Origin of the sequence: Pseudomonas putida (genome assembly GCA_041071465.1) — a bacterium.
Classification (GTDB): domain Bacteria; phylum Pseudomonadota; class Gammaproteobacteria; order Pseudomonadales; family Pseudomonadaceae; genus Aquipseudomonas; species Aquipseudomonas putida_P.
In genome coordinates this window covers 3,757,114-3,782,416 of sequence record CP163498.1, presented here as the reverse complement: position 1 = coordinate 3,782,416, position 25,303 = coordinate 3,757,114, and the positions used below count along the sequence as shown (strand labels likewise).

The 25,303-nt window shown below is 58.6% G+C and carries 13 protein-coding genes and 4 pseudogenes; 5 read left to right on the top strand and 12 right to left on the bottom strand.

The window, feature by feature from the left end; all coding sequences use genetic code 11:
* Window positions 1–33 precede the first annotated feature (33 nt).
* Window positions 34–2,249, bottom strand: a pseudogene (locus AB5975_17465) (DNA internalization-related competence protein ComEC/Rec2).
* A gap of 142 nt (window positions 2,250–2,391) precedes the next feature.
* Between AB5975_17465 and AB5975_17460 the strand changes: the two are divergent.
* Window positions 2,392–3,030 carry a DUF2062 domain-containing protein gene (locus AB5975_17460; GenBank protein XDR18441.1) on the top strand — a complete coding sequence of 213 codons (639 nt, stop codon included), beginning with the start codon at window positions 2,392–2,394 and terminating at the stop codon, window positions 3,028–3,030.
* On the opposite strand, the gene AB5975_17455 is transcribed toward AB5975_17460, so the two are convergent.
* From AB5975_17455 to AB5975_17445, 3 genes and pseudogenes are all read right to left on the bottom strand, one after another.
* Window positions 2,914–3,693, bottom strand: coding sequence for an ABC transporter permease (locus AB5975_17455; GenBank protein XDR18440.1), 780 nt, complete (start codon window positions 3,691–3,693; stop codon window positions 2,914–2,916). The two genes, AB5975_17460 and AB5975_17455, sit on opposite strands and share 117 nt — an antisense overlap.
* Window positions 3,690–4,621: pseudogene (locus AB5975_17450) on the bottom strand (ABC transporter ATP-binding protein). The gene AB5975_17455 and the pseudogene AB5975_17450 overlap by 4 nt, the downstream one beginning before the upstream one ends.
* Before the next feature lie 133 nt (window positions 4,622–4,754).
* The gene (locus AB5975_17445) at window positions 4,755–5,378 is read right to left on the bottom strand and encodes a glutathione S-transferase (GenBank protein ID XDR18439.1); all 624 of its coding nucleotides are present in this window, start codon (window positions 5,376–5,378) and stop codon (window positions 4,755–4,757) included.
* 202 nt (window positions 5,379–5,580) lie between these two features.
* Between AB5975_17445 and AB5975_17440 the strand changes: the two genes are divergently transcribed.
* The 4 genes and pseudogenes from AB5975_17440 to AB5975_17425 all read left to right on the top strand — a co-directional run bounded on the left by AB5975_17440 (window position 5,581) and on the right by AB5975_17425 (window position 10,005).
* Window positions 5,581–8,028, top strand: coding sequence for an acyl-CoA dehydrogenase (locus AB5975_17440; GenBank protein ID XDR18438.1), 2,448 nt, complete (start codon window positions 5,581–5,583; stop codon window positions 8,026–8,028).
* Window positions 8,029–8,107: 79 nt separating this feature from the next.
* A pseudogene (locus tag AB5975_17435) lies at window positions 8,108–8,517 on the top strand (PA2817 family protein).
* Window positions 8,518–8,735: 218 nt separating this feature from the next.
* Window positions 8,736–9,212: a fimbrial protein gene (locus tag AB5975_17430; protein ID XDR18437.1), complete on the top strand. Its 477-nt coding sequence runs from the start codon at window positions 8,736–8,738 to the stop codon at window positions 9,210–9,212.
* 58 nt (window positions 9,213–9,270) lie between these two features.
* A complete protein-coding gene (locus AB5975_17425; GenBank protein XDR18436.1) occupies window positions 9,271–10,005 on the top strand; it encodes a molecular chaperone in 735 nt (244 codons plus the stop codon).
* A gap of 9 nt (window positions 10,006–10,014) precedes the next feature.
* Here AB5975_17425 and AB5975_17420 read toward each other — a convergent pair whose 3' ends face one another.
* The 8 genes and pseudogenes from AB5975_17420 to AB5975_17385 form a co-directional block, all read right to left on the bottom strand.
* A complete protein-coding gene (locus AB5975_17420; GenBank protein ID XDR18435.1) occupies window positions 10,015–11,478 on the bottom strand; it encodes a hypothetical protein in 1,464 nt (487 codons plus the stop codon).
* 49 nt (window positions 11,479–11,527) lie between these two features.
* Window positions 11,528–13,728: pseudogene (locus AB5975_17415) on the bottom strand (autotransporter outer membrane beta-barrel domain-containing protein).
* A 147-nt stretch (window positions 13,729–13,875) separates the two neighbouring features.
* Window positions 13,876–15,456 (bottom strand): hypothetical protein, encoded by a 1,581-nt coding sequence (locus tag AB5975_17410; protein ID XDR18434.1) that lies wholly within the window; start codon window positions 15,454–15,456, stop codon window positions 13,876–13,878.
* A gap of 16 nt (window positions 15,457–15,472) precedes the next feature.
* Window positions 15,473–15,901, bottom strand: coding sequence for a hypothetical protein (locus tag AB5975_17405; GenBank protein ID XDR18433.1), 429 nt, complete (start codon window positions 15,899–15,901; stop codon window positions 15,473–15,475).
* A 188-nt stretch (window positions 15,902–16,089) separates the two neighbouring features.
* Window positions 16,090–19,434 carry a sugar-binding protein gene (locus AB5975_17400; GenBank protein XDR18432.1) on the bottom strand — a complete coding sequence of 1,115 codons (3,345 nt, stop codon included), beginning with the start codon at window positions 19,432–19,434 and terminating at the stop codon, window positions 16,090–16,092.
* Between the two features lie 17 nt (window positions 19,435–19,451).
* Window positions 19,452–20,027 carry a hypothetical protein gene (locus AB5975_17395; GenBank protein ID XDR18431.1) on the bottom strand — a complete coding sequence of 192 codons (576 nt, stop codon included), beginning with the start codon at window positions 20,025–20,027 and terminating at the stop codon, window positions 19,452–19,454.
* A gap of 27 nt (window positions 20,028–20,054) precedes the next feature.
* Window positions 20,055–23,042: a hypothetical protein gene (locus tag AB5975_17390; GenBank protein XDR18430.1), complete on the bottom strand. Its 2,988-nt coding sequence runs from the start codon at window positions 23,040–23,042 to the stop codon at window positions 20,055–20,057.
* A 127-nt stretch (window positions 23,043–23,169) separates the two neighbouring features.
* Window positions 23,170–24,981 (bottom strand): hypothetical protein, encoded by a 1,812-nt coding sequence (locus tag AB5975_17385; GenBank protein XDR18429.1) that lies wholly within the window; start codon window positions 24,979–24,981, stop codon window positions 23,170–23,172.
* Between the last annotated feature and the right edge of the window lie 322 nt (window positions 24,982–25,303).

Genomic DNA, 25,303 nt, shown 5'->3' with positions numbered 1-25,303 from the left:
CCATAGGACCGCTGGGGGCTCATCTGCCGGAGGTCAGGGAATTGCGACCTCACGCCAGAATCGCCGCTGCACCCGCACACCTTCCGCTTCCCCGTGCCGCCCCAGCACCACCCGCAACGCCCCCTCCACCGCCGTGTCATGCATCACCGCCCCGTGCCGCCGATACCGCTCCACGACCTGCGCATGCGGGTGCCCGAAGCTGTTGTTGCGCCCACGCGAAACCAAAACCCCACGCGGTGCGGTAGCACGGATGAACGCCTCGGTGGACGAACTGCGGCTGCCATGGTGTGGAGCCTGCAGCCAGTCGATTCCGGGCACTTCAGTGGCTGCCAGCCAGGCCCGTTCGGCGCCAGCCTCCATATCACCAGCCAACAACAATCGCTCGCCCTGGGCCTCGACCAGCAGCACGCAGGAGCGGTCGTTGCTGCTCTGCCCATCAGCCCAGTGCCACAGCGAAAAGCGCACGCCGTCCCATTCCCACTGTTCACCACTCACACAAGGCTGCAGCTCAAAGTGTTCCAGCGCTTCACCACCGATAACCCGCTTGACCGGCAAACCCCGCTGAATGGCCCCCGCCCCACCCGCATGGTCGGCATGCGCATGGCTGATCACCATCAGGTCTAGGCTGGCCACCCCCAGCTTATGCAAAGTCGGCAGCACCACTCGCTCCCCCAGGTCACTTTCGCCCTTGGCCGGCCCGGCGTCATACAACAGGTTGTGGTGCTGGGTACGCAACAGCACCGCCAGCCCCTGGCCAACGTCCAGCTGCCAGACCTCGACTTGCCCGAGCGGCACCGGCTCCCTGGGCACCCACAGCGCCAGCAGCATCACCGCTCCCAACCCGCGCAGCGGCACACCGCGGGGTAGCAAAACCAACAACGCACCCAGACAGACCAACAGCCAGGCCCACAGTGGCAAGGCCGGCGGCACCCATGCCGGGCGCTGCTGCGCCACCAGTGCCAGCAGCCGGAACAGCCAATCCAGCAAGCCGCCCGCCAGCCACAACAGCGCCTCCCCTACTCCGCCCAGCGGCAGCAACAACGTACCCAGCAACGCCAACGGCAAAACCGCCAGGCTGATCCACGGCACTGCCACAAGGTTGGCCAGCGGTGCACTCAGGCTTACCGGCAAGCCTGTAGCCAGCAGTACCGGTAGCAAGCCGATGGCAATAACCCATTGCGCACGCGTCCAAGCCTGCCAAGGCCGCCAAGCGCCCAAGCGAGCACTGAAGCAATAGATGAGCGTGGCCACGGCAGCAAACGACAGCCAGAACCCAGGAAGCAGCGCCGCCAGCGGCTCAACCAGCAGCACAGCAACGAGCGCCAGCAACAAGGGTAAAAAAGCCCCAAGGTGGCGAAAGCGCAGGCGCCAGAGCAACACCACAGCCAGCATCAGGCAGGCGCGCTGCACGGGCACACCGCCGCCGGCCAACCAGCCGTAGCCCAGCGCCGCGGTCATGGCCAGACCGCAGGCCCAGGGTAGCCATGGCAGCCGTGCCGGCCACAGCCCCCAACGCGCCAGCACGGCAACCAGGCCGTAGAGCAAACCGGCGACCAGGCCGATATGCTGGCCAGAAATTACCAACAGGTGCACCGTGCCGGTGGCCTGCAATGTCTGCCAGTCCTCCCTGGCCAGGCCCGCTCCATCGCCCAGCACCAACGCCACCAACGCTTGCTCACGACCATTGGCCTCGACCGCAAGCAAGCGCTGACGCAGCGCATCGCGCCAGCCACCGGTCACGGGAGCCAGCAGCTGCCCCGCCTTGACCGTGCCCGTGGCGCCCACTCGCCGCGCCAGCAAATAGGCCTCCCGGTCCGGCCCATGCGGATTGAGCAGCCCAGCCGGACGCTGCAAGGTCACGGCCAGCCGCCACTGCTCGCCCGCCCTCAGTGTCGGCCCTTCGAACCAGCTCAATTGCAGGCGCTGCGGTAGTTCGGCCCGCCGCGAGCGTGCCGCCTCCAACTCGAAACGCACGCCTTGTGCTGTTCGGGTCGGCAAACCAACCACCCGCCCTTCCAGCCACAGGGTGCGGCCATCCAGACCGCTAGCCAGGCGATCATCGAGCGCCTGCTGCGCAGACCAGCAAGCCCAACAGAAGCCCAGGAGAAAACAGCCCAACGGCCAACCCCGGGTAAACAGGCTGACGACAGCGCAGCCGGCCAGCACCAGCAGCCATCCGACCGATGGCAACGCGGGAGAAAGCCCAGGCACAAAAGCCCGAGCGCGAGCGCAAACATCCCTGTGCGCATGAGGTAGAGCTCCAGAAGGCAAATTACCTTCTGAGGCATAGCCCATTTGCCGGCAACGCTTGCTCAACAATTGTCACAAACTCTAAACGAGCCTGAGCAGGATTAAGGGCATACTTCCCGGATCAACGCTCCGGGAGCCTACATGCCGCGCCGACTTTTCAAACGCTACATGCCGGACCCGACCAGCATTCGGGAACACAAGTCCTTACGCTTTTTCGGCAAGTTGCTGCACGACCCGAACCTCTGGCACCTGAACCGCCATTCGGTGGCACGGGCCATGGGCGTTGGCCTGTTCGCCGCGCTGATCCCGATGCCCGCGCAGATGCTACTGGCTGCCGCGCTGGCCATTCCGGTGCGCGGCAACCTGCCTATCGCCGTCAGCCTGGTGTGGCTGACCAACCCACTTACCATGCCACCTGTGTTCTTCGTCACCTACATGACAGGCGCCTGGCTGATGCAGGTGCCGCCACGCAGCTTGCCCGATGCGTTGACCTTCGAGTGGATCACCGACCAGTTGGCCACGGTGTGGCAACCGTTTCTGCTGGGTTCGGTGGTGTGCGGGGTGGTGCTGGGCATCGTCGCCTACTTCACCACACTGTTGTACTGGCGCTGGTGGATTGGCCGGCAGTGGCGCCGGCGCAAGCTCAGGTGTTCGCAGCAGGGGTCATGCACGCATGCCGCGACCGCTGACCAGCAGGCGCACGCACAGCAGGTAGAGCACCGCAGTGGCCACCAGCATGAAGGTGATCGCCGTGCCAATGCTGATATCCGACACCCCTAGGATGCCGTAGCGGAATGAGTTGACCATGTGCAGCACCGGGTTGGCCAACGACACGGTCTGCCAGAACGGCGGCAGCAGGTTGATCGAGTAGAACACGCCGCCCAGGTAGGTCAGCGGCGTCAGCACGAAGGTCGGGATGATCGAGATATCGTCGAAATTACGGGCGAACACCGCGTTGACGAAGCCCAGCAGCGAGAAGATGGTGGCAGTGAGCAGCACCACGATCACGGTCACGCCCAGGTGATGCACCTGCAGGTCGGTGAAGAACATCGACAAAATGGTCACGATCACCCCAACCGCCAGACCGCGCAGCACGCCCCCCAGTACATAGCCGACCAAGATGGTGTGCGGCGACACCGGCGACACCATCAGCTCTTCGATCGAGCGCTGGAACTTGCTGCCGAAGAAGCTCGACACCACGTTGCCATAGGAGTTGGTGATCACCGACATCATGATCAGCCCCGGCACGATGTACTGCATGTAGGTGAAACCACCCATATCGCCGATCTGCCGACCGATCAGGTTACCGAAGATGACGAAGTACAGCACCATGGTGATCGCTGGTGGCAGCAACGTTTGCGGCCAAATGCGCAAGAAGCGCCGCACCTCGCGGTAGACGATGGTGTTCAGGGCGACCCAGTTGGTGCGCAGTTCCACACTCATACGGCCACCTTCGACAAGTTTTTTTCCACCAGGGACACGAACAGCTCCTCAAGTCGGTTGGTCTTGTTGCGCAGGCTCTGCACCTCGATGTTCTGCAGCGCCAGCTGGCCGAACAGCGCGGTGATGCCGATGTCCTTGTCCACCTGCACCTCCAGGGTATGCGGGGTCAGCAGCCGGCTCGGGTAGCCTTGCAGCACAGGTGCACTGGCCAGGTCCTGCTTGAGGTCGAGCACGAAGGTTTCCACATGCAACTTGCCCAGCAACTGGCGCATGCTGGTGTTCTCGACGATGGTGCCGTGGTCGATGATGCCGATGTTACGGCACAGCTGCTCAGCCTCTTCCAGGTAATGGGTGGTGAGGATGATGGTGATGCCCTTCTGGTTCAGCTCGGTGAGGAAGCTCCACATCGAGCGACGCAACTCGATGTCCACACCCGCGGTGGGCTCGTCAAGGATCAGCAGGCGCGGCTCGTGGATCAGCGCGCGGGCAATCATCAGGCGGCGCTTCATGCCGCCGGACAGCGAACGCGACTGCACATCACGCTTGTCCCACAGGCCCAATTGGGTCAGGTACTGTTCGGCGCGTTCCTTGGCCAGCTTGGGCGGGATGCCGTAGTAGCCGGCCTGGGTCACGACAATGTCGAAGGTTTTTTCGAACTGGTTGAAGTTGAACTCTTGGGCACCACGCCCAGGCAACGCTTGAGCGCCGAGGGCTCGCGGTCCAGGTCGTGGCCAAACACGTTCACCGTGCCACTGGTCTTGTTCACCAGGGTGGAGAGAATGCCGATGGTGGTGGACTTGCCGGCGCCGTTGGGGCCGAGCAAGGCGAAGAAGTCGCCTTCGGCAACATCGAGGTCGATGCCTTTGAGGGCCTGAAAGCCATTGCCGTAGGTCTTGGTCAGCTGTCGGATGGACAGGGCGGAACTCATAGCGGGTCACTTACCGAGGAAAAAGGTGCAGGACACGCCAGGTAAAGTCACTGGCGCAGTGAGTACGGCCATGGTGCAAGGCAAGGCCGCACAAGTACAGTCACATCTATTGATAATGACTATCGAAGCAGGGTCAGGTGAGCGCCGTCATCACCGCGGCCTGGTAGGCCGGGCGCTGTTTCAGGCGCTCATACCAGGCTTCGAGATGGTGCATGGCCGGGCGTTCGATGGGCATTTCGAACCAGGCGTAGATGAAGCTACCCAGTGGGATGTCGCCCATGCCGATCTGGTCACCGGACAGATACGGCTGCTTGGCCAAGGTTTCGTCGGCAATGGCCAGCAATTGCGCGCACTGCTTGTGCGCGGCGTTGATCGCCACCCAATCGCGCTGGTCTTCCGGGGTGCGCAAAAGGCCCCAGAACAGCGGGCGGAAGGGTGCGGCGAAGGACGAGGTGGTCCAGTCCATCCACTTGTCGGCCAGGGCGCGCTGGCGTGGGTCTTCGAGGTACCAGCCCTGCTCGGCGCCGTACTCGGCGCACAGGTAGCGGACGATGGTGTTGGATTCCCACAGGGTCAGGTCGCCGTCTTCGAGCATCGGCACCAGGCCGTTGGGATTGCGGGCGCGGTAGTGCGGCTCGTTGACCACACCGAAAGCGCCGCCGGCGTCGATGGAGTCGAAGTCCAGGCCCAGCTCGTGGGCGATCCACAGCGCCTTGCGCACATTGCTCGAATTCTTGCGACCCCAGATCTTCAGCATGGCAACGTCCTTATGAATGCACAGGTGTTGCAGTCTACTCCAGACCCTCGCCGCCTGTACCCATGAAGAAACCAGCACAGGCAAGCACATGAACTGAAACTCCCGCTGCCACACCCTGTCACTGTTCAGAACATGCCGTTCACAGCGTTGCGTCTAAGCTGTCTGGGACGGCTCAAGCCCTTGGTTCCAAGGAGGACCGATTATGTTGCTGTTGTGGTTGGTAGTGCTGGTGATCGGCGCGGCATACCTCACGCATCGGCGCCTGGCGCCCTTGCAGATTCTGGGCATCATGGCGGCCTACGTGCTGCTGATGGGCATTTTCAGCAGTGCACCCGGCTGGTTGCTGACCCTGATCTGGGGGGTACTGGCCTTGAAAATCGCCCTGGTTGCGCTCCCGGACTGGCGCCGCAAGGTGTTCACCGGGCCGGTTTTCAACTGGTTCCAGCGTACCTTGCCGCCCATGTCGCAAACCGAGCGCGAAGCGATCGATGCCGGCACGGTGTGGTGGGACGGCGAACTGTTCAGCGGCCGCCCCGACTGGCGTACCTTGCTGGCCTACCCGGCACCGAAACTGACCGACGAAGAACAGGCCTTCATCGACGGCCCCACTGAAGCGCTGTGCGCCATGGTCAGCGACTGGCAGATCGGTCAGGACCTGGACCTGCCACCCGAAGCCTGGGGTCACATCAAGCAGCATGGCTTCTTCGCCCTGATCATCCCCAAGAAATACGGCGGCAAAGGCTTTTCGGCCTACGCTCATTCCCAGGTGGCGATGAAACTGGCCACCCGCAGCGGCGATCTCGCCTCCACGGTGATGGTGCCCAACTCGCTCGGCCCGGCCGAATTGCTGCTGCATTACGGCACCGACGAACAACGCAACCATTACCTGCCACGCCTTGCCCGCGGCGACGAGATCCCCTGCTTTGCCCTGACCGGCCCGTTGGCCGGCTCCGATGCCGGCGCCATGCCCGACACCGGCATCATCTGCAAAGGCCAGTGGAACGGCGCAGAAGTGCTGGGCCTGCGCCTGAACTGGGAAAAGCGCTATATCACCCTGGGCCCGGTCGCGACCTTGCTGGGCCTGGCCTTCAAAGCCTACGACCCGGACCACCTGTTGGGCGACGAGCAGGAGCTGGGCATCAGCCTGGCCTTGATCCCCACCGACACGCCTGGTGTCGAAATCGGCAAGCGCCACCTGCCGCTGGGCGCCGCCTTCATGAACGGCCCCAACAGCGGCAAGGACGTGTTCGTGCCGCTGGACTTCCTGATCGGTGGGCAGGCCATGCTCGGCAAGGGCTGGATGATGCTGATGAACTGCCTGTCGGTAGGCCGTTCGATTTCCCTGCCTGCGGTCGGCACCGGCGCGGCCAAGTACACCAGCCTGGTCACCGGCCAGTACGCCAATATCCGCGAACAGTTCAACGTGCCACTGGCCGCTTTCGAAGGCATCCAGGAATCGCTGGCACGCATTGGCGGCAACGCCTGGCTGATGGACAGCGCCCGCCTGCTGACCGCCAAGGCCGTGGACCTCGGTGAAAAGCCTTCGGTGCTGTCGGCGATTCTGAAGTACCACCTCACCGAGCGCGGCCGCGAATGCATCCAGCACGCCATGGACGTGCACGGCGGCAAGGCCATCATCATGGGGCCGAACAACTACCTGGGGCGCAACTGGCAAGGGGCACCGATCTTCATCACGGTCGAAGGCGCCAACATCCTTTCGCGCAACCTGATGATCTTCGGCCAGGGCGCCATCCGCTGCCATCCGTTCGTGCTCAAGGAAATGGCTTTGGTCGGCCGTGAGGACCGTGACCAGGCGCTGCGGGAGTTCGACGAGCTACTGATGAAGCACATCATGTTCGCCGCCGGCAACGCGGCCAGCACGTTGGTGTTCAACCTGGGGCTAGGGCGCTTCGAGTCGGTACCGGGTGATGCATTGAGCCAAGGGTATTTCCGCGCCCTCAACCGCCAGGCTGCCGCTTTCGCCCTGCTGGCCGACCTGTCGATGATGCTGCTGGGTGGCGCGCTCAAGCGCCGCGAACGCCTGAGTGCGCGCCTGGGCGATGTGCTCAGCTACCTGTACCTGTCCAGCGCCGCGCTCAAGCGCTACCACGACCTGGGCTCACCCGAGCACATGCAGCCACTGCTGCGCTGGGCCATGGAAGAAAGCCTGGGCCAGGCGGAAAAGGCGCTGGACCGGCTGCTCGACAACTTCCCCAACCGATTTGTCGGTTGTGTTCTGCGCGTGCTGGTGTTCCCCTTCGGCCGCCGCCATACCGGGCCGAGCGATGAGCTGGATGCCGAAGTGGCGGCGCTGATCGGCCGCAGCAAGGGCGACCCGGCGCTGGAGGAATTGCTCGCCGGCTGCTTCCGACCCCAGGCCGAGGGTGACCCGGTGGCAGCATTGCAACGGGCCTGCAACCTACTAGACGAGACTGCGCCACTGCACAAAGTGCTGCATCAGGCGCTTAAGGAGGGCAAGGTACAGCCGGCACCTGGGCAGTCGGCCATCGATGCGGCAGTCCAGAGTGGTGCATTACAGGCTGACGAGGGTCAACGCTTACAGGCGGCGGAGCAGGCACGCCGGGCAGTGATCGATGTGGATGCCTTCGACAAGGCGCAACTGCTTCCGGAGCAGGGCAAGGTGCGATGAAACAGGGGGCCGTTTTGCGGCCCCTTCCCCAACCGGCGTATACTCCGGCCCCGTTTCAACCACCCCGAGGACCGCCCCCATGGCCACCCCCCATCAGGCATACCACCTACAACTTCTGAACCACCTGCGCACCATTCTGGCTGCCCTGGGGAAGCCGAGCAGGTACCGGAGGAAAGCCACGTCCTGTTCCTCGAGCGCTTTGACGAGTTGTTGACCCTGCTACCGCAGGACCCACTGGAAAGCCAGTACCTGGGCCAGGACCTGATCTGCCAGGTCATCCAACGTTACCCGCAAATCGCTCACCTGGTGCCGCGCGACCTGCTGTGGTTCTTTGCCGGCGATTGCCTGCACTTCATGCCGGATGAAGAACTGGCCTTGTACCAGGCACTGGAAGAACGCCGCTACGAATGCGAACAGCGCGGCGAGGCATTCGACTGGTTCGAACAGAAGCAGCTACTGGCGTCGGCAACAGCTGATACCCGCCACTAAGCTCGCGAAGTACCGCTATGGCGAAGGCGTGTTGAACTACACAAGCGCTTCCCTTTTTTCCCGGGAAGCTCAGCCTTCGCCTACAGACCCCCTGAGGTGCCCTGCGTACTCTGCCGACGCGCTGAGACACATGAGTTTCCAGCGATCAACCAGACAGGGTTCATCCAATGAAAAAAACACTATCCGTGCTTGCACTTAGCCTCTGCAGCAGCGCGGCAATGGCCTCGATCATCAACTTCGAAGGTACTGTCAGCGGGCCTGGCACCTGCCCGATCGAAGTCGTTACCCCTGGCGGCCCAAGCCTGCCGCTGATCCACCTGGGCAACTATAATACGTTCAACTTCACCAAGGTCGGGGAAGAAACCTCTCCGAAACACTTCGCATTGCGCGTCCCGGCAAGCTGCGTGACCGGTACTCAACAGGCCTACGCGACCTACCAGGCAGGCTACGGCGCCGACCAGACCAATCCCAACCTCTATGCCCTCAAAGACGGCCTGGGCTACAGCACCGGCCTGGGCCTGGCCATCAACGACCTTGCAACCCGCCTTGCGCCGGGTACTGAGTCGATGAGCTACGAGGTTAACGACACTACCGACACCGACATGGTGTTCTCGGCGCGCCTTGTCACCACTTCGGCAACAGTGACCGAGGGGCAGATCGACACCAACGTCTCGTTCTCTGTCGATATTCGCTAATTCAAGCCCCCTGGCACTGCCAGGGGTATTTCGTTTCGCCAATGAAACCGGCCCGACCATGTCTACTACTCTGCTGCGCAAGTACGCGCTCAGCTTCGCCTGTCTGGCGACGCTTTCTTCAACCACCGAAGCGGCCTTGACGATCAGTGCCACGCGCGTTGTCCACCCTGGCGACCAACACAGCAGCTCGATCGTTGTCGCCAACCCAAGCAACATTACCTACGCCACGCAAGCCTGGGTCAACACCGCAGCCGACGACACCAGTACCGCTGTCCCCTTTGCCGTATCCCCGACCTTGTTCAGGCTCGACCCTAAGCGTGAACAACTGGTCAAGATAAACGCACTGCCAAACAACCTGCCCACCGATCGAGAATCGCTGTTCTACTTCAATGTTCAGGAGATCCCCCAGATAGACAGCGGGCAGGACAACGTACTGAAAATCGCCCTGCGCACCCGCATCAAGCTGTTCTATCGGCCCAGCCAGGTGAAGGGTGTGCCCGAGCAGCACCTGGACAGCCTGCAGTGGTCATTGGCAAGCAACAACGGCAAGACCTTCCTGCAGGTCCTTAACCCCACGCCCTATCACTTCACCTTTGGGCGCTTGGAAGTGGGCGCACCGGGCAAAATCGAAAAAATCGATACCGCCTTGATGGCCATGCCTATGCAGACGCAGTCCTTTGAACTGAAGACAACCCAGGCCAGCAAGGGCCTTCAAGTACAGTTCACCACGATCAACGATTATGGCGGCACCACACGCCTGGTAGAAAAACCGCTATCCGTAACGGCCATTTAGCACGACCGCTCAATCGCGCAGGCCCAGGTCAAGCAGCGGGAAGTTTGCTTCTTCTGGCCAGGTCTCGCCCTGATCAAAACTGACAAAAACCCTGACGCTTAACTTGTCGCGCTTAAGCGACATCAAAAAAGGCTTGGTCGCCTTGACCGTATCGTCGAACCCCAAGCCGTTTTGCACCTCCGCCGGGGTCAAGGCATGTTCTTTGAGCACTTCTTGCGTCGATGGCTGCCCCTGGGTGTCCACGCCGCCGACGACCAAGGTGACCCTGTGATCCGCATGAATGTATTTCCAGGCAGCAAGGGTAATGGTCAAGCCATCAGCCGGGACCTGGGACAGGTAGACCGTATCATTCGAGGATGGGTGAACGTCCGGCCTGGGAAGCCCTTGATTCAAGGGCAAGCACAACACTAACCGGGATAATGACGTATGAACGTTACCACCCGTTGTTTCTGTCACCTCAAAATACACAGTCAACACCTTGCCACTGTGTGGCGCGATCCTGTCCAGCGGGATCTCGTACTCATGGGGGAAGCCCGACGCTTCTGCACTTGTCTGATAGCTGCCCACACGCCCAGGCTCGCCCCAGAAAACCTCGATCGTTTCACCGGGTAACGCCGCCCCTGTTGGCACCTTGACCCGCATGTAAGTCATGCGTGAATTCAGGTCCAAAACAACCTGCTGCTCCTCTCCCACAGCATGGGAAACCTCTGGCCAGCTCAAATCTCTGGGCACCGGCGCCGCATCGACCTGCAACTGGACGACTTTCGGCTCCACTGGCGTGCTTGGGTTACCGGCATAGTCACATAGCAGGTAGTGTGCAAAACGCGCCCCATCCCCTCGATCCAGGATGACATCGCCAGGAATCTCCACTGTGACGGGGAGATCCCCCTGCTCGAGGACTTTTTCGGCGACAAGATTGTTTTCATACAATTGCGTGTCCCAGAACCAGCGAATATGGTCTCCAGGCACAAAGGTCTGATAATCCGGAAGCAGAGCGATAACAGGATCGTGACGATTTAGGTAATCCTCCGTTATGCCATCTCTCATCACCTCATCATCGAACAACAGGGCCCCGCGGTCCGCCCCCAGGCTGGGCCCCGTCAAGTCCAGGGTTATCGTTAGCGGGGCCGAATCCTGTTCAGCCCCGTTGTACGCTTTGACCCTGTAGGTCAAATCGGGCGTAGCGTCATTCTTGAGATCTTGAACGGGAATCTCGACGAAGTAATCATCTGCGGCAATGGGTGCCGTCCATTGCTTGAGCGCACCTACCTGTACGCCGTCCCACATCAGCATAAGTGTCTCTGGCCTCCCAGGGGTTGGGGGCGAACCACTGTCCCAGGGCGTGACATCCACACGTAGGGGGGCTTTGAGCAAATCGAGAGGGATGACGTTCAGCGCGCCACCCACCAGGTTTGCAAGCGAGCCTTCCACCCACGGTGGAGGAAAAAGCGCGTCCGACTTGTTGCTTGGCATCACTCAACCTCCAACGTGAATGGTTTGCTGCTATAAAGGTGCCTGCTGCTTACCAGCTGTAACGCACGCCCAGGTTGGCACCCCAAGGTTGTTCCAGCGCCTTGCCATTGCTGTAGTCGAAATCGGCATGCAGTTGCAGGCGCTCCGTCAGCGATACCGCTACCCCCATGCCTAGCTCCGCGCGCGAGCCTGACAGGTCGTTGTCGAAACGGTGATCGTTGACCTTGACCAGGTTGTTGTTGGCGAATTCGTGCACATAAGCCAGGCGCACATAAGGTTGCAGCCACTGCCCACCCTCAAGCTTCAAGGTACGCCCCGCCGTGGCGCCGGCCTTGCCCAGCACCGAGTGCGTCGTATCACCGTCGGCCTTCAAGCCATTGTCCAGGTGGTAGTCCTTGCCCTGGATACCAACGACCGACAGTTGCCCGAAAGGCTCGACGAAATAGCCATCATTCAGCGCCAGGTGGCGACCGAACTCTACCGACGCCCCCACGCCAACGTTGTCATAATCGCCCTCGGTACGCTGGCCATCACTGAGACTTACCTTGGCCTGGTTGTCGAAGCGGTTCAGCTTGACCACGCTGTCGAGGTAATAGCCGGTCTGGGCATCCAGCCAAGTGGCATACAGCCCCAGGTAATAGCTTTTCACCTCGCCCGAAGCGCCTCGGGTCAGGTTCAGGTCTGAGCTGCTGTAGCCCGCCATAACCCCGGCCAGCCATTGACCATCGCCCCACGGCAACGGCGTATCGGCCCCCAGCGAGAAGCCCTGCTGAACTTGGCTGTAGGGCGTACCGGTCGAGGCCGAAACGTTATATTTGTTGCCATAGCTGCGGGCCCACAGGCCCGCATTGCGCTCGTCAAGCCGCAACTCACCCATGCGGCTGCGCAGGGAAGACAACTCGCCGTACCACACCGTGGGCGCAGTATTGAACAAGGCCATGGCCGCCTCGGTACCTGGGCTTATCGTTTTGGTCGCGCCATCCAGGAACCAGTCATTGCCGCGCTGCACAAGGCTATAGGAGAACGCCCCGAGGTCCACCGGGCCGTTAAGCAGCGAGAACTGCGCATCCCCCGCCGCCGCATGAACCAGGTGCAGGCTGTTTTCCTGCGTGGGTTCATTGCCGCTGCTGCCGACCAGCAGACTATGGTTGCCGGTTGCCGTGCCGGTGATGTCCAGGAAGTCGGTTTCGCCTGTACTGAAATCGGCATCCATGATGAACGTGCCACTGCCCGACAAGTTGCCAAGGGTCAGGCGCTGGTACTGCGTGGCTTCACCGAAACGTACCGCCCCCCCGCCATGGCCAGTTGTGCGACCTCACTGTCCTCGACCATGTTCCAGCGCCCGCCGTCATTCAGTGCCAAGCTCTCGACATTGGTCAGGCGCCCGGTCAGGCTGGCCTGGTTGCCCAAGGTCAGCTTGGCGCTGGAACCGTCCTCCACCAGGACATCACCTACCAGGTTGCTACCCTCCACCAGCATCGTAGCGTTGGAGCCGTTCGCCACTTCCAGCAGGTTGCCATTGCTGCCAACCAGCGTAGTACCGCCGCTGATGGTGATCGCCGCATCGCCGGGCGCCTGGTTTGCGCTACCCACCCGGATGGCAGCGCCATTCTGGCCCTCCACCCGCGAGCCCTGCAGATTGAGCGATGCAGCTTCAGTCGAAAGCGCATCGCCCACCACCCGGATGCCATCCGTGGCACCGGTCAGCTGGCTGTTGGTCGCATCCAGCCGAGCATCGCCAAATAGCAAAGCAGCACCGGCTGCCCCGGTACTCACCAGGGTGCTGTCGGTCAGGGAAAGATGAGAACTCCCGGCCACCCTGGCACCGCCGACCCCGCCTTCGATATGGCTGCCCGTTACCGACACCGTTGAACCCGCCGTCGCACTGCGCAGTACATCGAGGCCAAACAGGTTGCTGGTCAGGCGCGAGCCATTGGCGATGGTTGCCGAAGCACCGCCATTGACCATGACTGCAGCGACACCCGTGGCGGATACCGTGGAGCCCTCAAGCTGTAGACCTCCGCCTGTGCGCACGTCGATCTGCTGAGTGGTAGCCCCCTCGGCTACCAAGCGCCCGCCGTCATTGACCCTGTAGCTGTCAACCGGGGTACTGGCACCGATTTGTTGCTCATCGTCCACCAGCGCCAGGGCACCTGCAGGCCCAGTGAAGAGCACAGCAGAGGCGCCTAGCAAGAGTTGCCCAATGGCTGACGCCAAGGGGGACAGGGTGAAGTTGCGCCTTTTGATCATTGCACTTTAGCCTCATCGATTAACCCGCAAACGGGCAGCAAAAACGTGAGAAAGGCTATTAAGAAATCACCCAATCGCGAGTAGGAAAAGTCCTGTAATTGATGCGACTTTTCAGCAAACCCAGCCCGCATGCCGGATCGCCAACACTCAAGGACGAACAAGTAGGCATTCGGCGGTAAACGAGTGCATGGATACCACTGCCACGGCAGGCTCGGATGTGATCGTTTTACCATTACGTTCAAATGCATAAATGAAAGTCGCCAGCCCATCATAAGTAACTGCCTGATTGAACTCGTAAATCGGCTTCAGGCCATCGGCATAAGGGATTCGCCAAACGAACCCGGTGGGTGGGTTAGTCGCATTCAACTGAATAGTTTTTTCAAACTTAGCATTTGGTATATCGAGCCCACCAGGAGCAGTTCCCTGGGTCGCCGTCCAGGTCAGTGTCAAGTCTTCACCGTTGGCCAACCATTTGCTCAGGTCAGGGATATTGATACGCACATCAGGGTTAACATCAGTTGGATCCGCAGGGTCAAACAACGAAGTGCAGTTCAGCCACAGGCGCCCTCCGCTTACAAAACCACCCAGGATCTCCGCAGCTTCCGGGTGTATGACAATAGCCTCCACCACAATTGGCTGAGGTCCAGAAGCAGCCTTGTTCGGCACACCTGCACGGCTGACTTCATAGTGAGCAAAGCGGTTGCCGTTGTCGTGTCGAAGAATGTATGCCCACGGGATGGTCACTTTGATTTCGTTGCCAGGGTCGGCCTGCTCAAGTTTATAATCCGCTTCGATGACATGTTCATCGGTGTAGTAAAACTCAACCAGATCATCTTCCGCGAATGCAGCGTCGATCGTTACTCTCAACTCGGCATCGGCGCCATCATCGTTCTCGGTCAGGTGATTTTTCTGGTTATCATTGCCTCCATATACATCCGGCAGGGCCATTTGCGGATTTACAGGCCCCGGCCACTCCGGATCAGGGTCGGGCACGATCGGGCCAATGCGCTCAAGGTTGACATCGAATGTGTCACTCTCACCGCCCAATGGGTGATCGCCACGCCGCACTTCATACGTTACATCGACCGGTTTGACGCCTGTAGAGCCTTTGCCGTAAATATCCAGAATAACACTGGCAGGAATAGCCTGCTTGACCGGGAACGTACCCACTGCCCGCTCAGCGAAATCATGTGTGCCCCAATGGAGGGTAATCAGATCCGACGATTTGAAATGCTGGAAGGCATCAATCTGCACTTCTATACCTTTAAGCACGGCGTCCTGATCCACCACACCGTTGTTCATGTCTAACACCAGAGGCTTCTGGAAATCCGCCGGGACAGGCAAATTCCCTAGCGCCACCGTAACGCGCGTGGCCCTAGACACGGCACTGCGATTACCGGCCTTGTCCTGAAGAATGTAGGCGATAAGGATGCCACCGTCCCCCTCATCCTCAATAACATTCTGAGGCACCGGTATCGTCAGAGGCACTGTAGTGACAAGCGCGGTGCCGTCTGGTACCAGGTCACCCGGATCAACAGGCACTTGCTTGCGCCAGACCCACCCTACGGTATCTTTAGCATCCCAACCGGGATAAGTGGTGTCACTCGGAAGTGGATAGCCAGGCAATGTGAGCTCAACCGAACCAATATTGGTGTCTAACACGGCAGCAATAGCCGGGAATGGATTGGGCATTTGATTGGGGTAGGGAGCGACACGATCAAAGATCAAGTGTAACGGGGAAAATCTACAGGCAGGGGGTTGTTATAAGGGACGACCCTGATAAAAAAGTATGACCGCCTTCACCCCATCTTTTTACCTGATCCTTATCCAGAGTAACGTCAAAGGGGAAAACACTGTTTCTATCATACTGACCATTGTGCAGCTCCTCCTCGGCCCCACCGTCTGGCAGATGCAACAGCCACATCTGGTCAAACTCCCCTACATTGGGATCACCTGCTGCCCCCCAATCAGTGATGGTCAAATCAATATCGACTGCATCATCTGTCAAGGCCGAGCTCAGCATCGTATTATCGGTGGGGTCTGCTATCAGGGCCGGATCGATCTGAGGTGAGACAGGCGCAAAAACACGCTTACGGCCTGAGGGCTTGCTTTTTTTACCGCTCACCTTTTCTTTAATTTTTACTTTAATTTTCCCTTTCAATTCTACTTTCATATTAGACACTCAACATAAGGGGCTGCGCGGACAGCTACGTGATCATTGAAATCCACATCCTCCCCCCGCACAACTGGCAAATTTGTCAGTTGCCAACATGGCCGTTATATTATCTGCGTACCGGCCAAAACAAAAAAAACCCGCGCTAGCGCGGGCTCTCAAGGGGTAGCAAGGCTACAAGCACAGGATCAACTCTGCCCACTCAAACGATCAACACCATCATAGTAATAGTTCGAGGTCCCCCCCGCCTTGACGACTGACCTCAGCCTACCCGTGGCGTCATATTCCATTTCCATGCCCTCACCATCGTCTTCAAGGTTGCCGTCATCGTCATACGTCAACCTCTGCTCGGCTGTATACCCTTCATAGCTATTGGTTATTTTGCTGAGCTGCGCAGGGTCTTCATATTCGAAGAAGTACTCGGCCACATTTTCACCCGGCGCGTCCGTGTCTTTATCTGTCAGTTCGGTGATAACCAGCACAATATTGTCCAGGGCATCAAACTCAAATGCCTGGCCACGGATCACATGCCCTTGCGGGTCGACTGGGGCCAATTCGCCACTGCATTTATAGTCATACAAGCGACCGCGACTCTCGTACGCATAGACCTCGTTCCTGAGCCAGTTTTCTCCGTTCAGCACACCGCCAGCTCCCGAATTAAAGGGCTTGTGCTTTGCGTAGATGTTTTTCAACCGCTCATTGACATCTGCAGACGCGGCGGGTTGAAACACCTTGCCCCGAACACGATCAGCGTACACCTCGGCTTGTCGCCGCTGGTCTTCTCCCGGCTCCCCTGGCCACAAGGTTTTCACCACGATGCGGTCACATTCATCGTACCGCTGGGTCAACGTCTGTATCTCACCCTTCATATCGAAACGGCGAAGCGTCTCACGATCGAAATCGTCATATTCCAACTGAGTAATGAGGAAGTTGTCGCCATCACGCGTTGCGATTTCCGACGTTCTGCCCAGCGTGTCGTACGCGAACATTGCTACCGTCGAGCCCAGCGTGGTCTGCAGCAAACGCCCGGCCGCGTCATACTCATAGTCTTGCACCTGGCCCAGCACATCGGTGTAGCTCAGCATGCGTTCGCGGTAGCTGAATGCATACTGCATTTCAAAGACTTCGTCGCCCTCCTTGCGCCTCTCCAACTTCATCTGCCCGGTACTGAAATACTCCCTTTCCAGGGTTTGCCCATCTTCGGTACAGCTCAACAGCCGGGCGTTTTCCGAATCGTACTGGTAATCAGCCGTGAACCGGCTGGATACTCGCTTTAGCGGCTCTTCACCCAACACGGGGTTATATTCGTAATCGACCCATTGCTTGGAGGGCGTAAACACCCTCTCCGGCCGGTTTTGCCCAGGTTTATAGTACAGAGTGCGCTTACGCCCACCCGTATCAGACTTGTATAGCCGCTTGAGGCCATCGAAGGTTTGTGTGCCCAGCTCGATGCCATTGACACCGATGTATGCCGGAAGGTCGCCACTGTCGAAGTCCGCATAGCGGCGGGTTACCACCGACCTGTCGGGGAGGGTCTGCTCCAGCAACCGGCCGAAGGGATCGTAAGTACTCAGCGTGACGGACTGATCGGCCGCCACTTCCCGGGCCACACGCCCCAGGCCATCGTAATGATAGGTATGTTGGCTGTATGCAACGGTATCGTCCCTGGACTTGAAGCGCCTGACCTGGGTGGGTTCATCGAACCGGTTGAACCAAGTTTCGGTCACGCCACTTGCGTCAGCGCGATCTTCTGACTCCCGCCAACTGCGCTTGATAGGCATAAACGCCGAGTTCTGGTTACCCACCGGGTTCGTCTCTTCAACGTGGCGGATAGCATCAGGCCCAATTTGCCACGCCTGCTGGCCCCAGTCATCGTAGCCATAGCGCACCGTCAACGGCAGGTCGACTGGACGGTGAACCCCCTGCTCGGAAACCTCATCCGCCATCCAGTCGTATTCGGTTTCTTCCTCAAGTTGGCCGTAAGCGTTGTAAACAGCCGAATAGCTCTTGCGATACGCCTGGCGTCGCCATACTTCGGCACTATCGGCGTCCATACGCTCCTCTTCGAATACACGGCCCAAACCATCGAGTTTCGATCGGGTCGTTACGCGCTTGACATCGCTCGACGTCTGCACAGCCGGTTCGTCAAGAACCGCCAGCACATAGCTGTAAGTGCGATAGGCCCTGTAAATGGGATCGTTGGGTGCAACGGTCTCACTGATCACACGGGCCAGTCGATCATAGGCATAGGCAATTTCCACATCGTTGTCATCCCGGTTGAACAATGGCTCACCGATCAATGCCGAGTGCTTCAGGACGATAGTTTTCTGAACATCGCGAAGGGTGCCGTCTTCCAGCGCTTGGCCATGATCGAAGCCCGTCACCACTTGAGTGGCCACCAAGGCTGGATGGTGTTCCACGACCTCTGTCGTGTAGGTGTACGACGTGGTCGTATCCTGGTCGCCCATGGTGAAAGTCGTGATGCTTGGCCGCCCATAACTCAACAAGTCCGCTGTGGATTCATGGTAATCGGTAAGCGAATGGCTCAGCGGTACCGGCACCTTGGCGTCACCTTGCAGCTCAAAAAAATGCTGTTCTTTTTCCACGAGCCACTGTTTGGCAATATAGTCGGGCGTGCCGTCGGGCAGCGGAACCGGGTCGAGCGCTTTATAGACGAACTGCGTGCGCGTGGTTGCGGCCTCGCCTACGGATGATGGGTTAATGGTCTGGCTCTTGCGCCAGCGCACAAAGTTCTGCGGGTCTGCCGGGCAACTGCCCAGCTCGCCTGCAGCGGGGTAATATTCGTACAACGTCTCGACGCCCGTGGCGGGCACTTCGCTTATCAGGTTGCCAAACACGTCATAGGTGGTAGCGTGTTCGGCCTTGCCAATCGCCGCATTTCCCTCCACTTGCCAGGTCTGGGTCGAAAGGCTCGCCAGCTGGAAGTTCGCAGGTTGCTTTATGAAGGGCTCCGCCGGATTGCCAGGGTATTGGCTGACCGTGGTATTCACACATTGGCCCTGAACCTGTTTTACCTCGACACTGCGGTGGAAGCGGTCGTAGGTTGACAAGACGGTGCGATCCGCCTGTCCTGGGCAGCGCTCGGTGGTTTTACTCCAATAGGAATAGTTGGCATCCGTCACCTCGTAGAGGTTATCGCGGCCATTGTTGTTCCAGACGATTGAGCTGCCATTGCCCACGAAGTTGGTCGTGGAATAGTCATACTCGGTCACTGTATCGGGTTGGCCAAAACCCGGAACAATGCGGTGGCGCTTGACCCGCGGCAAATATTGCTCAACCCCTGGGAGCTTGTGGCCAGGGTCACCGTCAACACCGTACTCGATATGCTCGACCGCGCCCGTCGGCGTTCGCACCCGGCTCACACAGGTTTGCCCATGCACCTGCTGGTAGGAAAACTCCCAGTACGCCAATTCATCGGTGGGCAACACCACACGTTCCAGCCGCCGCCCGTTGAACTTGAGGGTGTAACTGGCCCTCGCCTCCGGTTGATCCGGGTACAAGGTGATGACCATATCGCCCGAGTACTCAATCAACAACAGGCGAGCTGGCCGCCCCCACCCACACCTGAATCAAACACTTCACTCAGGCAGGGGGTACCTGGCAATTGCGGATTGTCACGATAGACGAACTCCAAGCAACGCCTTGAATCGGCATAGATTTTTTTCGGCAGCATCAACTTCCTTGTACCGATATTAACGGGCTGCAGCACTTCCGTCAGTGGTGTGTCCTTGTGCTCGACCCGGTACAGCCCATCGCCATCCTTGTGAAAATGGAAAAAGTCCAGCTTTTTCTCGCTAATACTCTCCACGCCGTCCACTGTAAATCGCTCACCGGTATACAGCGAAAGTGCCCCTCCCCCGGCAGGGTAGGCATCCTCGATGAAACTACTTAGATTGATATCCCAACCTTGCCCATATCCAAAGTCCCCCGCCCCCATCGAGCTATAGCTGAGCCTCAATGGAAACTCCACCCCCCCAAGATAGTCACCACGCAACACAGGCAACGCGATACTCAGGCCATACTGGCCTGTACGCGGATCAACACCATTACTGATGAAACTCAAGAAATTGAACGCACCGGAATGCAACGCCGTTTTACCAGACATACCAAGCCTCCTAAATAATCCATTTGATTAGTTGATCGCGTAAGTCAGCTTGTCGCGACTACCCTGCAGACCATTCGCCAAATGGAATGAAACCCTGAGCTTATGCCAATTACCGTTCTGATCCATCAGGCGGAACGACAAGGGCTTTTCCAGTTCGGCTCGCCACTGCCTTTCAATGGGGTTTTCTTTGTCGTAAATAATAGGCAGGTCCGATACCCGGTGCAGAGCAAAACAAACGTCGCCCGCCGCAGCTTTATAGTCATCAAGCAGCTCTGTATCCAAATAGGTATCGAGCTGGGTTTGGTATTGCACCAACGCCTGCAACAAGCCGTCATGTACAAGGTATTTTTCAGGGTCCTCTGGGTTGTCTGTTTCGTTACCGAGCTGGCTGTTCTCACGAACAAATGGGGTGAACGCATAACCGGTAAAACTGCAGTACTTTTCCCTTCGCTGATCAGACTCCCAGCGCATCGTCGACACGGGGCTGTCGTCTTCGAACTTCAGCCTGAGAAACTTCAGTGTCTGGAAGGCATCATCTTTTGCTCCCGCCAGTATCCAATAGTCGGTGGTATCGTCTACCTTGTGAAAGTCTTCATCACCCACGCCTTCCCAGCCTTTCACCGGGACACGCGTGAACGTGTAGGCATCCCTGGAAAAAACAGGCACGGACTCAGCAACCACCGTTACTTTCTGGGTACCGTCGACGTAATCGGTAGAGCGATAGACTGCATTATCGTCACCTTTGAACTGGGCAGCCACTTCCAGCGTGCCAACGGCGGTACTCTGCAGGAAAAACCGCTTGTATCGGGTACTGTCTTCCCCTCGCGCGCTGCCCTGCATAACCTGAGTACGTGATCCCACCCGATTGGCACTATTATTCACGACCCAATTTTTAGGGCCGTCGCCTGGTTCAAGGCCTTCTTCACCGTCAGGTAGGAATTCAAGCACCTTGCCGCCCTCAACGTTGTACAGTTTGAGGCTGGCGAGTTCTTTATCGCTGATCGGTGGCGAAATAACCCCCGGCCTATCAACTTTTGTCTCGATGGTTATTCTTACTTCAATCTGCTGCATACCGTTGGCAAAACATTTGCCAACGCTGAGCAGTTCGACGGCAAACCTGAGAAGGCCATCCCAGCTACTGGCCACGGGTGCGGCGGTTGCGACCGGTCGGTGTTCGATGATTGCGTACCCGTTCCGCGAGTCATTGTAATCGGCCATTACTACGGTAACCGGCAATTGGGCGTTCTCGGGGGGGGTATCGACACCGTTCTGGTCTACATCACCTTCTCCAAACACATGCCACGTCAGGTCGCTGGGCGCATCCGTGACTTTGAATGGCACGGTGGCGTTGGGCTTGTAGCCCGCCACATAGAATGGCTCGACAAAATAGCGCTGGGGCCAGTTCACGATTACCACTGTCGCCTCGGCATAGGCGTTCGTTCGAGTATCCGTGACGCGAATGACCTGGAACAGGATTTCGGGTTTACCTGGTTCGATCATTGCCGGCGTGAAACGGGCCTTGCCATTACCCAGGTCTTCCAACCTGCCCAGGTCCAACTCGTATGCGCTGCTGTGGTCGCGCTTGTCGAGGTTACCGGCCCGTCCCGGTCCTCGTGAAGCGCGTAATGCTTGCGGTGTATCGATCTTATCCCACTTAAGGGTACCGCCATTCACGCTTGAGGCAGACAGTTCGATCGGCACTCCATTGGCGCCGGTGACCATGATTCGAGGGGATATCTGCACCGGCTTGACGTGCTCGACCACCACCGCACTACGTGACTGCTCACTGCCACTGCCATCCAGGTACTGCCCCGTCACCACCGAAACCTGGCTATCGGCGATGAACCGATCTGCATCGCCCGACGAATAAATGCCGGCGGCGCTAATTGTGCCACTGGCAGAAACACTCCTCAGGTTAGCGGTTGCCCACGCCGTGACGGGCGTAACCCCATTGAGCGCGAAGGGCACGCTTCCCTGCGCCACGGTACTTGCCGTGGCTGGGTCTACCCGGTAGGTGTTTTCTGTGGGCGAAATCTGACCAAAGCCGACCACATCGGCTGGCTCGTACTTGTCAGCGTCTTCGTACGTGTAGCGATACGCGTTGGGTATCCGTACCGGCCTGAGTACCTGAGCCAATGGCTCGCCACGCTTGCGATCGTTGATTGGGTCAAGCAACAGCGAGCATGAATGCTCGGCCCCTGTGGCGGCTGTGCCGGGACTTAGATAGGGGAAGTTGTTGCCGGGTTGCGGAAGCGTGCCCTGCAGCAGATGCGAGCGTAACTGCATCATCAACACCACCGCGCCATCGCCTTCGCTAGCGGCCTTGTCCTTGAACAGTTTGTCTGTCTTGGCCCCCCAAGGTGCCCTCTGGGTCAAAACCTTGATGCTCTTGGGCGACATCGACGCGTAATCTTCGCCATCGAACTCGACCAAGGTATAGACCTGGCGAGCGCTAGGTTGGTTGAGCCAATGGTCGTAAACCGCTTTGCCTATCTGTTTCGATGCATAGTCGGTGGTACCCAGGTCACATTGCAGCGTATCGGTCCGGGCATCTGAAAGCGCCAGCACCAATTGGGTATACTGCCCGCTCACGCTTTGCTGCAGTTTCAGCTCTATGTGCGCGCTGACCGCATAGCGCATGGCCTCATTCACACTGTGAGCCCGCAACAGTACAGGCGGGCTGCCCGGCAAATAAGCATGCTGAATGTAATCGCCCGAGAGCAGGGTCATTCGCACGGTCGTGACGGCCGACAGCAAGTTGGCCTCTTCGAAATACAGCTGTGGCGGGCCAAATACCAGGTTGCGAAACTCGCCACGCAACTGGCCGCCCTCGTCCAGGTCAAACGCCATGCTCATGGGTTCGATGAACGTTTGATTGGTATAGCTTTGTAGCCACTGGTCCGACAATAACTGGTTGATCTGATCTCGCCCCACTTGGGCAATAGCAGACCAACCCGCCATGACCGTGCCGCCAGCCAGCTGCTGGAGTATCTGTTCTTTAGTAAGGTTTGTCACGACCAATCCCTCGCTTCATCGAGCCTGTTCAGCCCTGCAAATAAATTCAAGCGGCCCGCTTTAAGTGGCCGTTCCTTCACTGTTTCAACACGGCAAATAACCGAGCGCATCCCGACAACGCTCACCTTCATACCTTGAGCGTCAGGTCTAGTTTCGGAAAGTCCGTCCATTGGACGCCATCGAAACTGACACTGGCCCAAACCAAAAATTTTTGGTCCGGCTGTAGCTTGCTCAACAGCTCATGAGTCAGTAAATCGTCTACACCCTCTTTCACCTGCAACTCGGTAACCGGCACCTGATCGCGCAACACTTCCGTTACCGGTACCGACCCAGCCCCTATACCACTAAGGTGAATGCTCAGTAGCTGGTCTTTCTTGATAAATAACCAGGGTTCCAACTTCAGCCTGCCACCCGCGGGCACCAACACCAGCTCTTCATCGGCGTTTGCATCCGGGCAATCAATAGGTTCATACCGTGTTTCATCCACCGGCAACACCAGCAACTTCACCGCTTTACTATCCCAATGAAGCCCTGTATTCGTTTCCACTATCCGATAAAAAACTTCGAACCGCTTGGGCGGCGTGACACCCATATTGGCCGGGACAAACTCGGCAGGCACGTTGAATACCAACGGGCCTTCCGCATCTGGGTATTGAATGATTGTTCGGCCACCGTTCGGGTCGCCTTGCCAGTGCACTTCAACGTGTTCATCCGGGCGCAGATCGGCTTCGCTGGGGATGAGGACGTAGGCCCCATTTCTCCTGATATCCCAGGCATTAATATTATATTCATCTGCCGCACCGGCATTTGTGCTGCCCCTGACAGTAGGCATGGGAGGCACTGCGCGAGGCGCCGTCACGTCTAGTGGCACTGCGTCTGACGTCAACGAGGCGCCTTCACGCGCGTACTGGTAAAAAACCTGTACCGCCCCCAGGCTGGCAAGTAACAGTGCCGGTTCGATCAGCAGGGAAAATCGCCCGGCGACCAGGCTGCTTTCATCCAGACGAATAACTTGCACGCTGGCTTCGCCCGACGGCAACACCCAGGCCAGCAGCAAATAGTCACCTACGGCAGGCTGCGGATAACCGTCGATGATAATCGGTAAACCGTCTGGGTAGTTGCCAGGATCAATTTCGCTACCACCACCATTGCCCACCTTAGGTGCAGGCAACAGTGTACCCGTGTCCTCTGCGTCGCTGATCAAGAACGTTTGCGTACGCGAGGGGGCAAGTTCGCGACCGTCCTTGAGTTTAACGGTATAACTCATTTCAAGACGCCCACCCACATCGACTGTATTCAGGTCCGATTTGGGTATCAACCATTCCAACGGCTCACCGTTGAACTTCTGTTCCGGGCGCAACGGCTTTTCCAGCTTTGACAACTCTTGCCCCGCACTTCTGAAGCGTCGAACTGTCAATGTAACCTGATCACCGTCCTGAATGGCCTGGTAAGCAGCCGCCACCACGTGGGCATGCTGCTGCAACTTATCTTTATTGATCTTCAAACCGTGCGATTGCAGTACGTGCACCACCGGTAGTCTACTGGGACCACGCAAACCCACATAACAGAACTGCCGCATAGACTCTGGCGCTGTCACATCATTAACCTGGTACGACAGGAACGCATAACCGCCACTGGCATTCGTCACGGTCCGATTATCTATGTTTAAAACTACATTATCCGGGTCTTGTACCAGGGTGACCTCCCTGACCAAGTCAAATGGGACACCCTCCCGATCCACCCCTAACCAATTGGAATAAACACGGTCTCCGAGACTCAGCCCTGCCCCTCGAATAACGGCGCTGAGGCTGTCGCTACCCAAGCGGTCCAGGTCCACTTCAAGGCTCTGCGTCAACCCTTCAATGACCGGCTTGGGATGGATGAAAGTTGCGCCCTCCCCCACGCTGCCGATCGCGCAGTTTTCCGTTTTTGAAATCATTGCTCTTACTCCATATCAGGCTTGCCGGAACCAAGTTTTACGCCTGCAACCGGTGCTCGACCACTGGCAAAAATACTAGGCCCAAGCCCGTGCCCGGCGGCACTGCACGTCTTGGCTGGGCCTGCGCCCTACCTGTTATTTATGCCAGGTGCCAACCGAATCCAGCTGTTTTAGCCTGAGCGTTACCGGGCCATCCCTGCGAGGAGTGGCCTGCTAATCAGCAGCTTGATCAATAAACAACGGAGTTCGACCATGATAAATACAACACGGGGAAGCCGTACCCACCGCGCCCCATCCCCGCCTCTTCTCTTGACGTTAACGT

Bases quoted from the DNA above. Each gene is read 5' to 3' on its own strand.
- AB5975_17460 (XDR18441.1), top strand. From the start codon at position 2,392: ATGCCGCGCCGACTTTTCAAACGCTACATGCCGGACCCGACCAGCATT.
- AB5975_17455 (XDR18440.1), bottom strand. From the start codon at position 3,693: ATGAGTGTGGAACTGCGCACCAACTGGGTCGCCCTGAACACCATCGTC.
- AB5975_17445 (XDR18439.1), bottom strand. From the start codon at position 5,378: ATGCTGAAGATCTGGGGTCGCAAGAATTCGAGCAATGTGCGCAAGGCG.
- AB5975_17440 (XDR18438.1), top strand. From the start codon at position 5,581: ATGTTGCTGTTGTGGTTGGTAGTGCTGGTGATCGGCGCGGCATACCTC.
- AB5975_17430 (XDR18437.1), top strand. From the start codon at position 8,736: ATGGCCTCGATCATCAACTTCGAAGGTACTGTCAGCGGGCCTGGCACC.
- AB5975_17425 (XDR18436.1), top strand. From the start codon at position 9,271: ATGTCTACTACTCTGCTGCGCAAGTACGCGCTCAGCTTCGCCTGTCTG.
- AB5975_17420 (XDR18435.1), bottom strand. From the start codon at position 11,478: ATGCCAAGCAACAAGTCGGACGCGCTTTTTCCTCCACCGTGGGTGGAA.
- AB5975_17405 (XDR18433.1), bottom strand. From the start codon at position 15,901: ATGAAAGTAGAATTGAAAGGGAAAATTAAAGTAAAAATTAAAGAAAAG.
- AB5975_17400 (XDR18432.1), bottom strand. From the start codon at position 19,434: ATGGTCATCACCTTGTACCCGGATCAACCGGAGGCGAGGGCCAGTTAC.
- AB5975_17395 (XDR18431.1), bottom strand. From the start codon at position 20,027: ATGTCTGGTAAAACGGCGTTGCATTCCGGTGCGTTCAATTTCTTGAGT.
- AB5975_17385 (XDR18429.1), bottom strand. From the start codon at position 24,981: ATGATTTCAAAAACGGAAAACTGCGCGATCGGCAGCGTGGGGGAGGGC.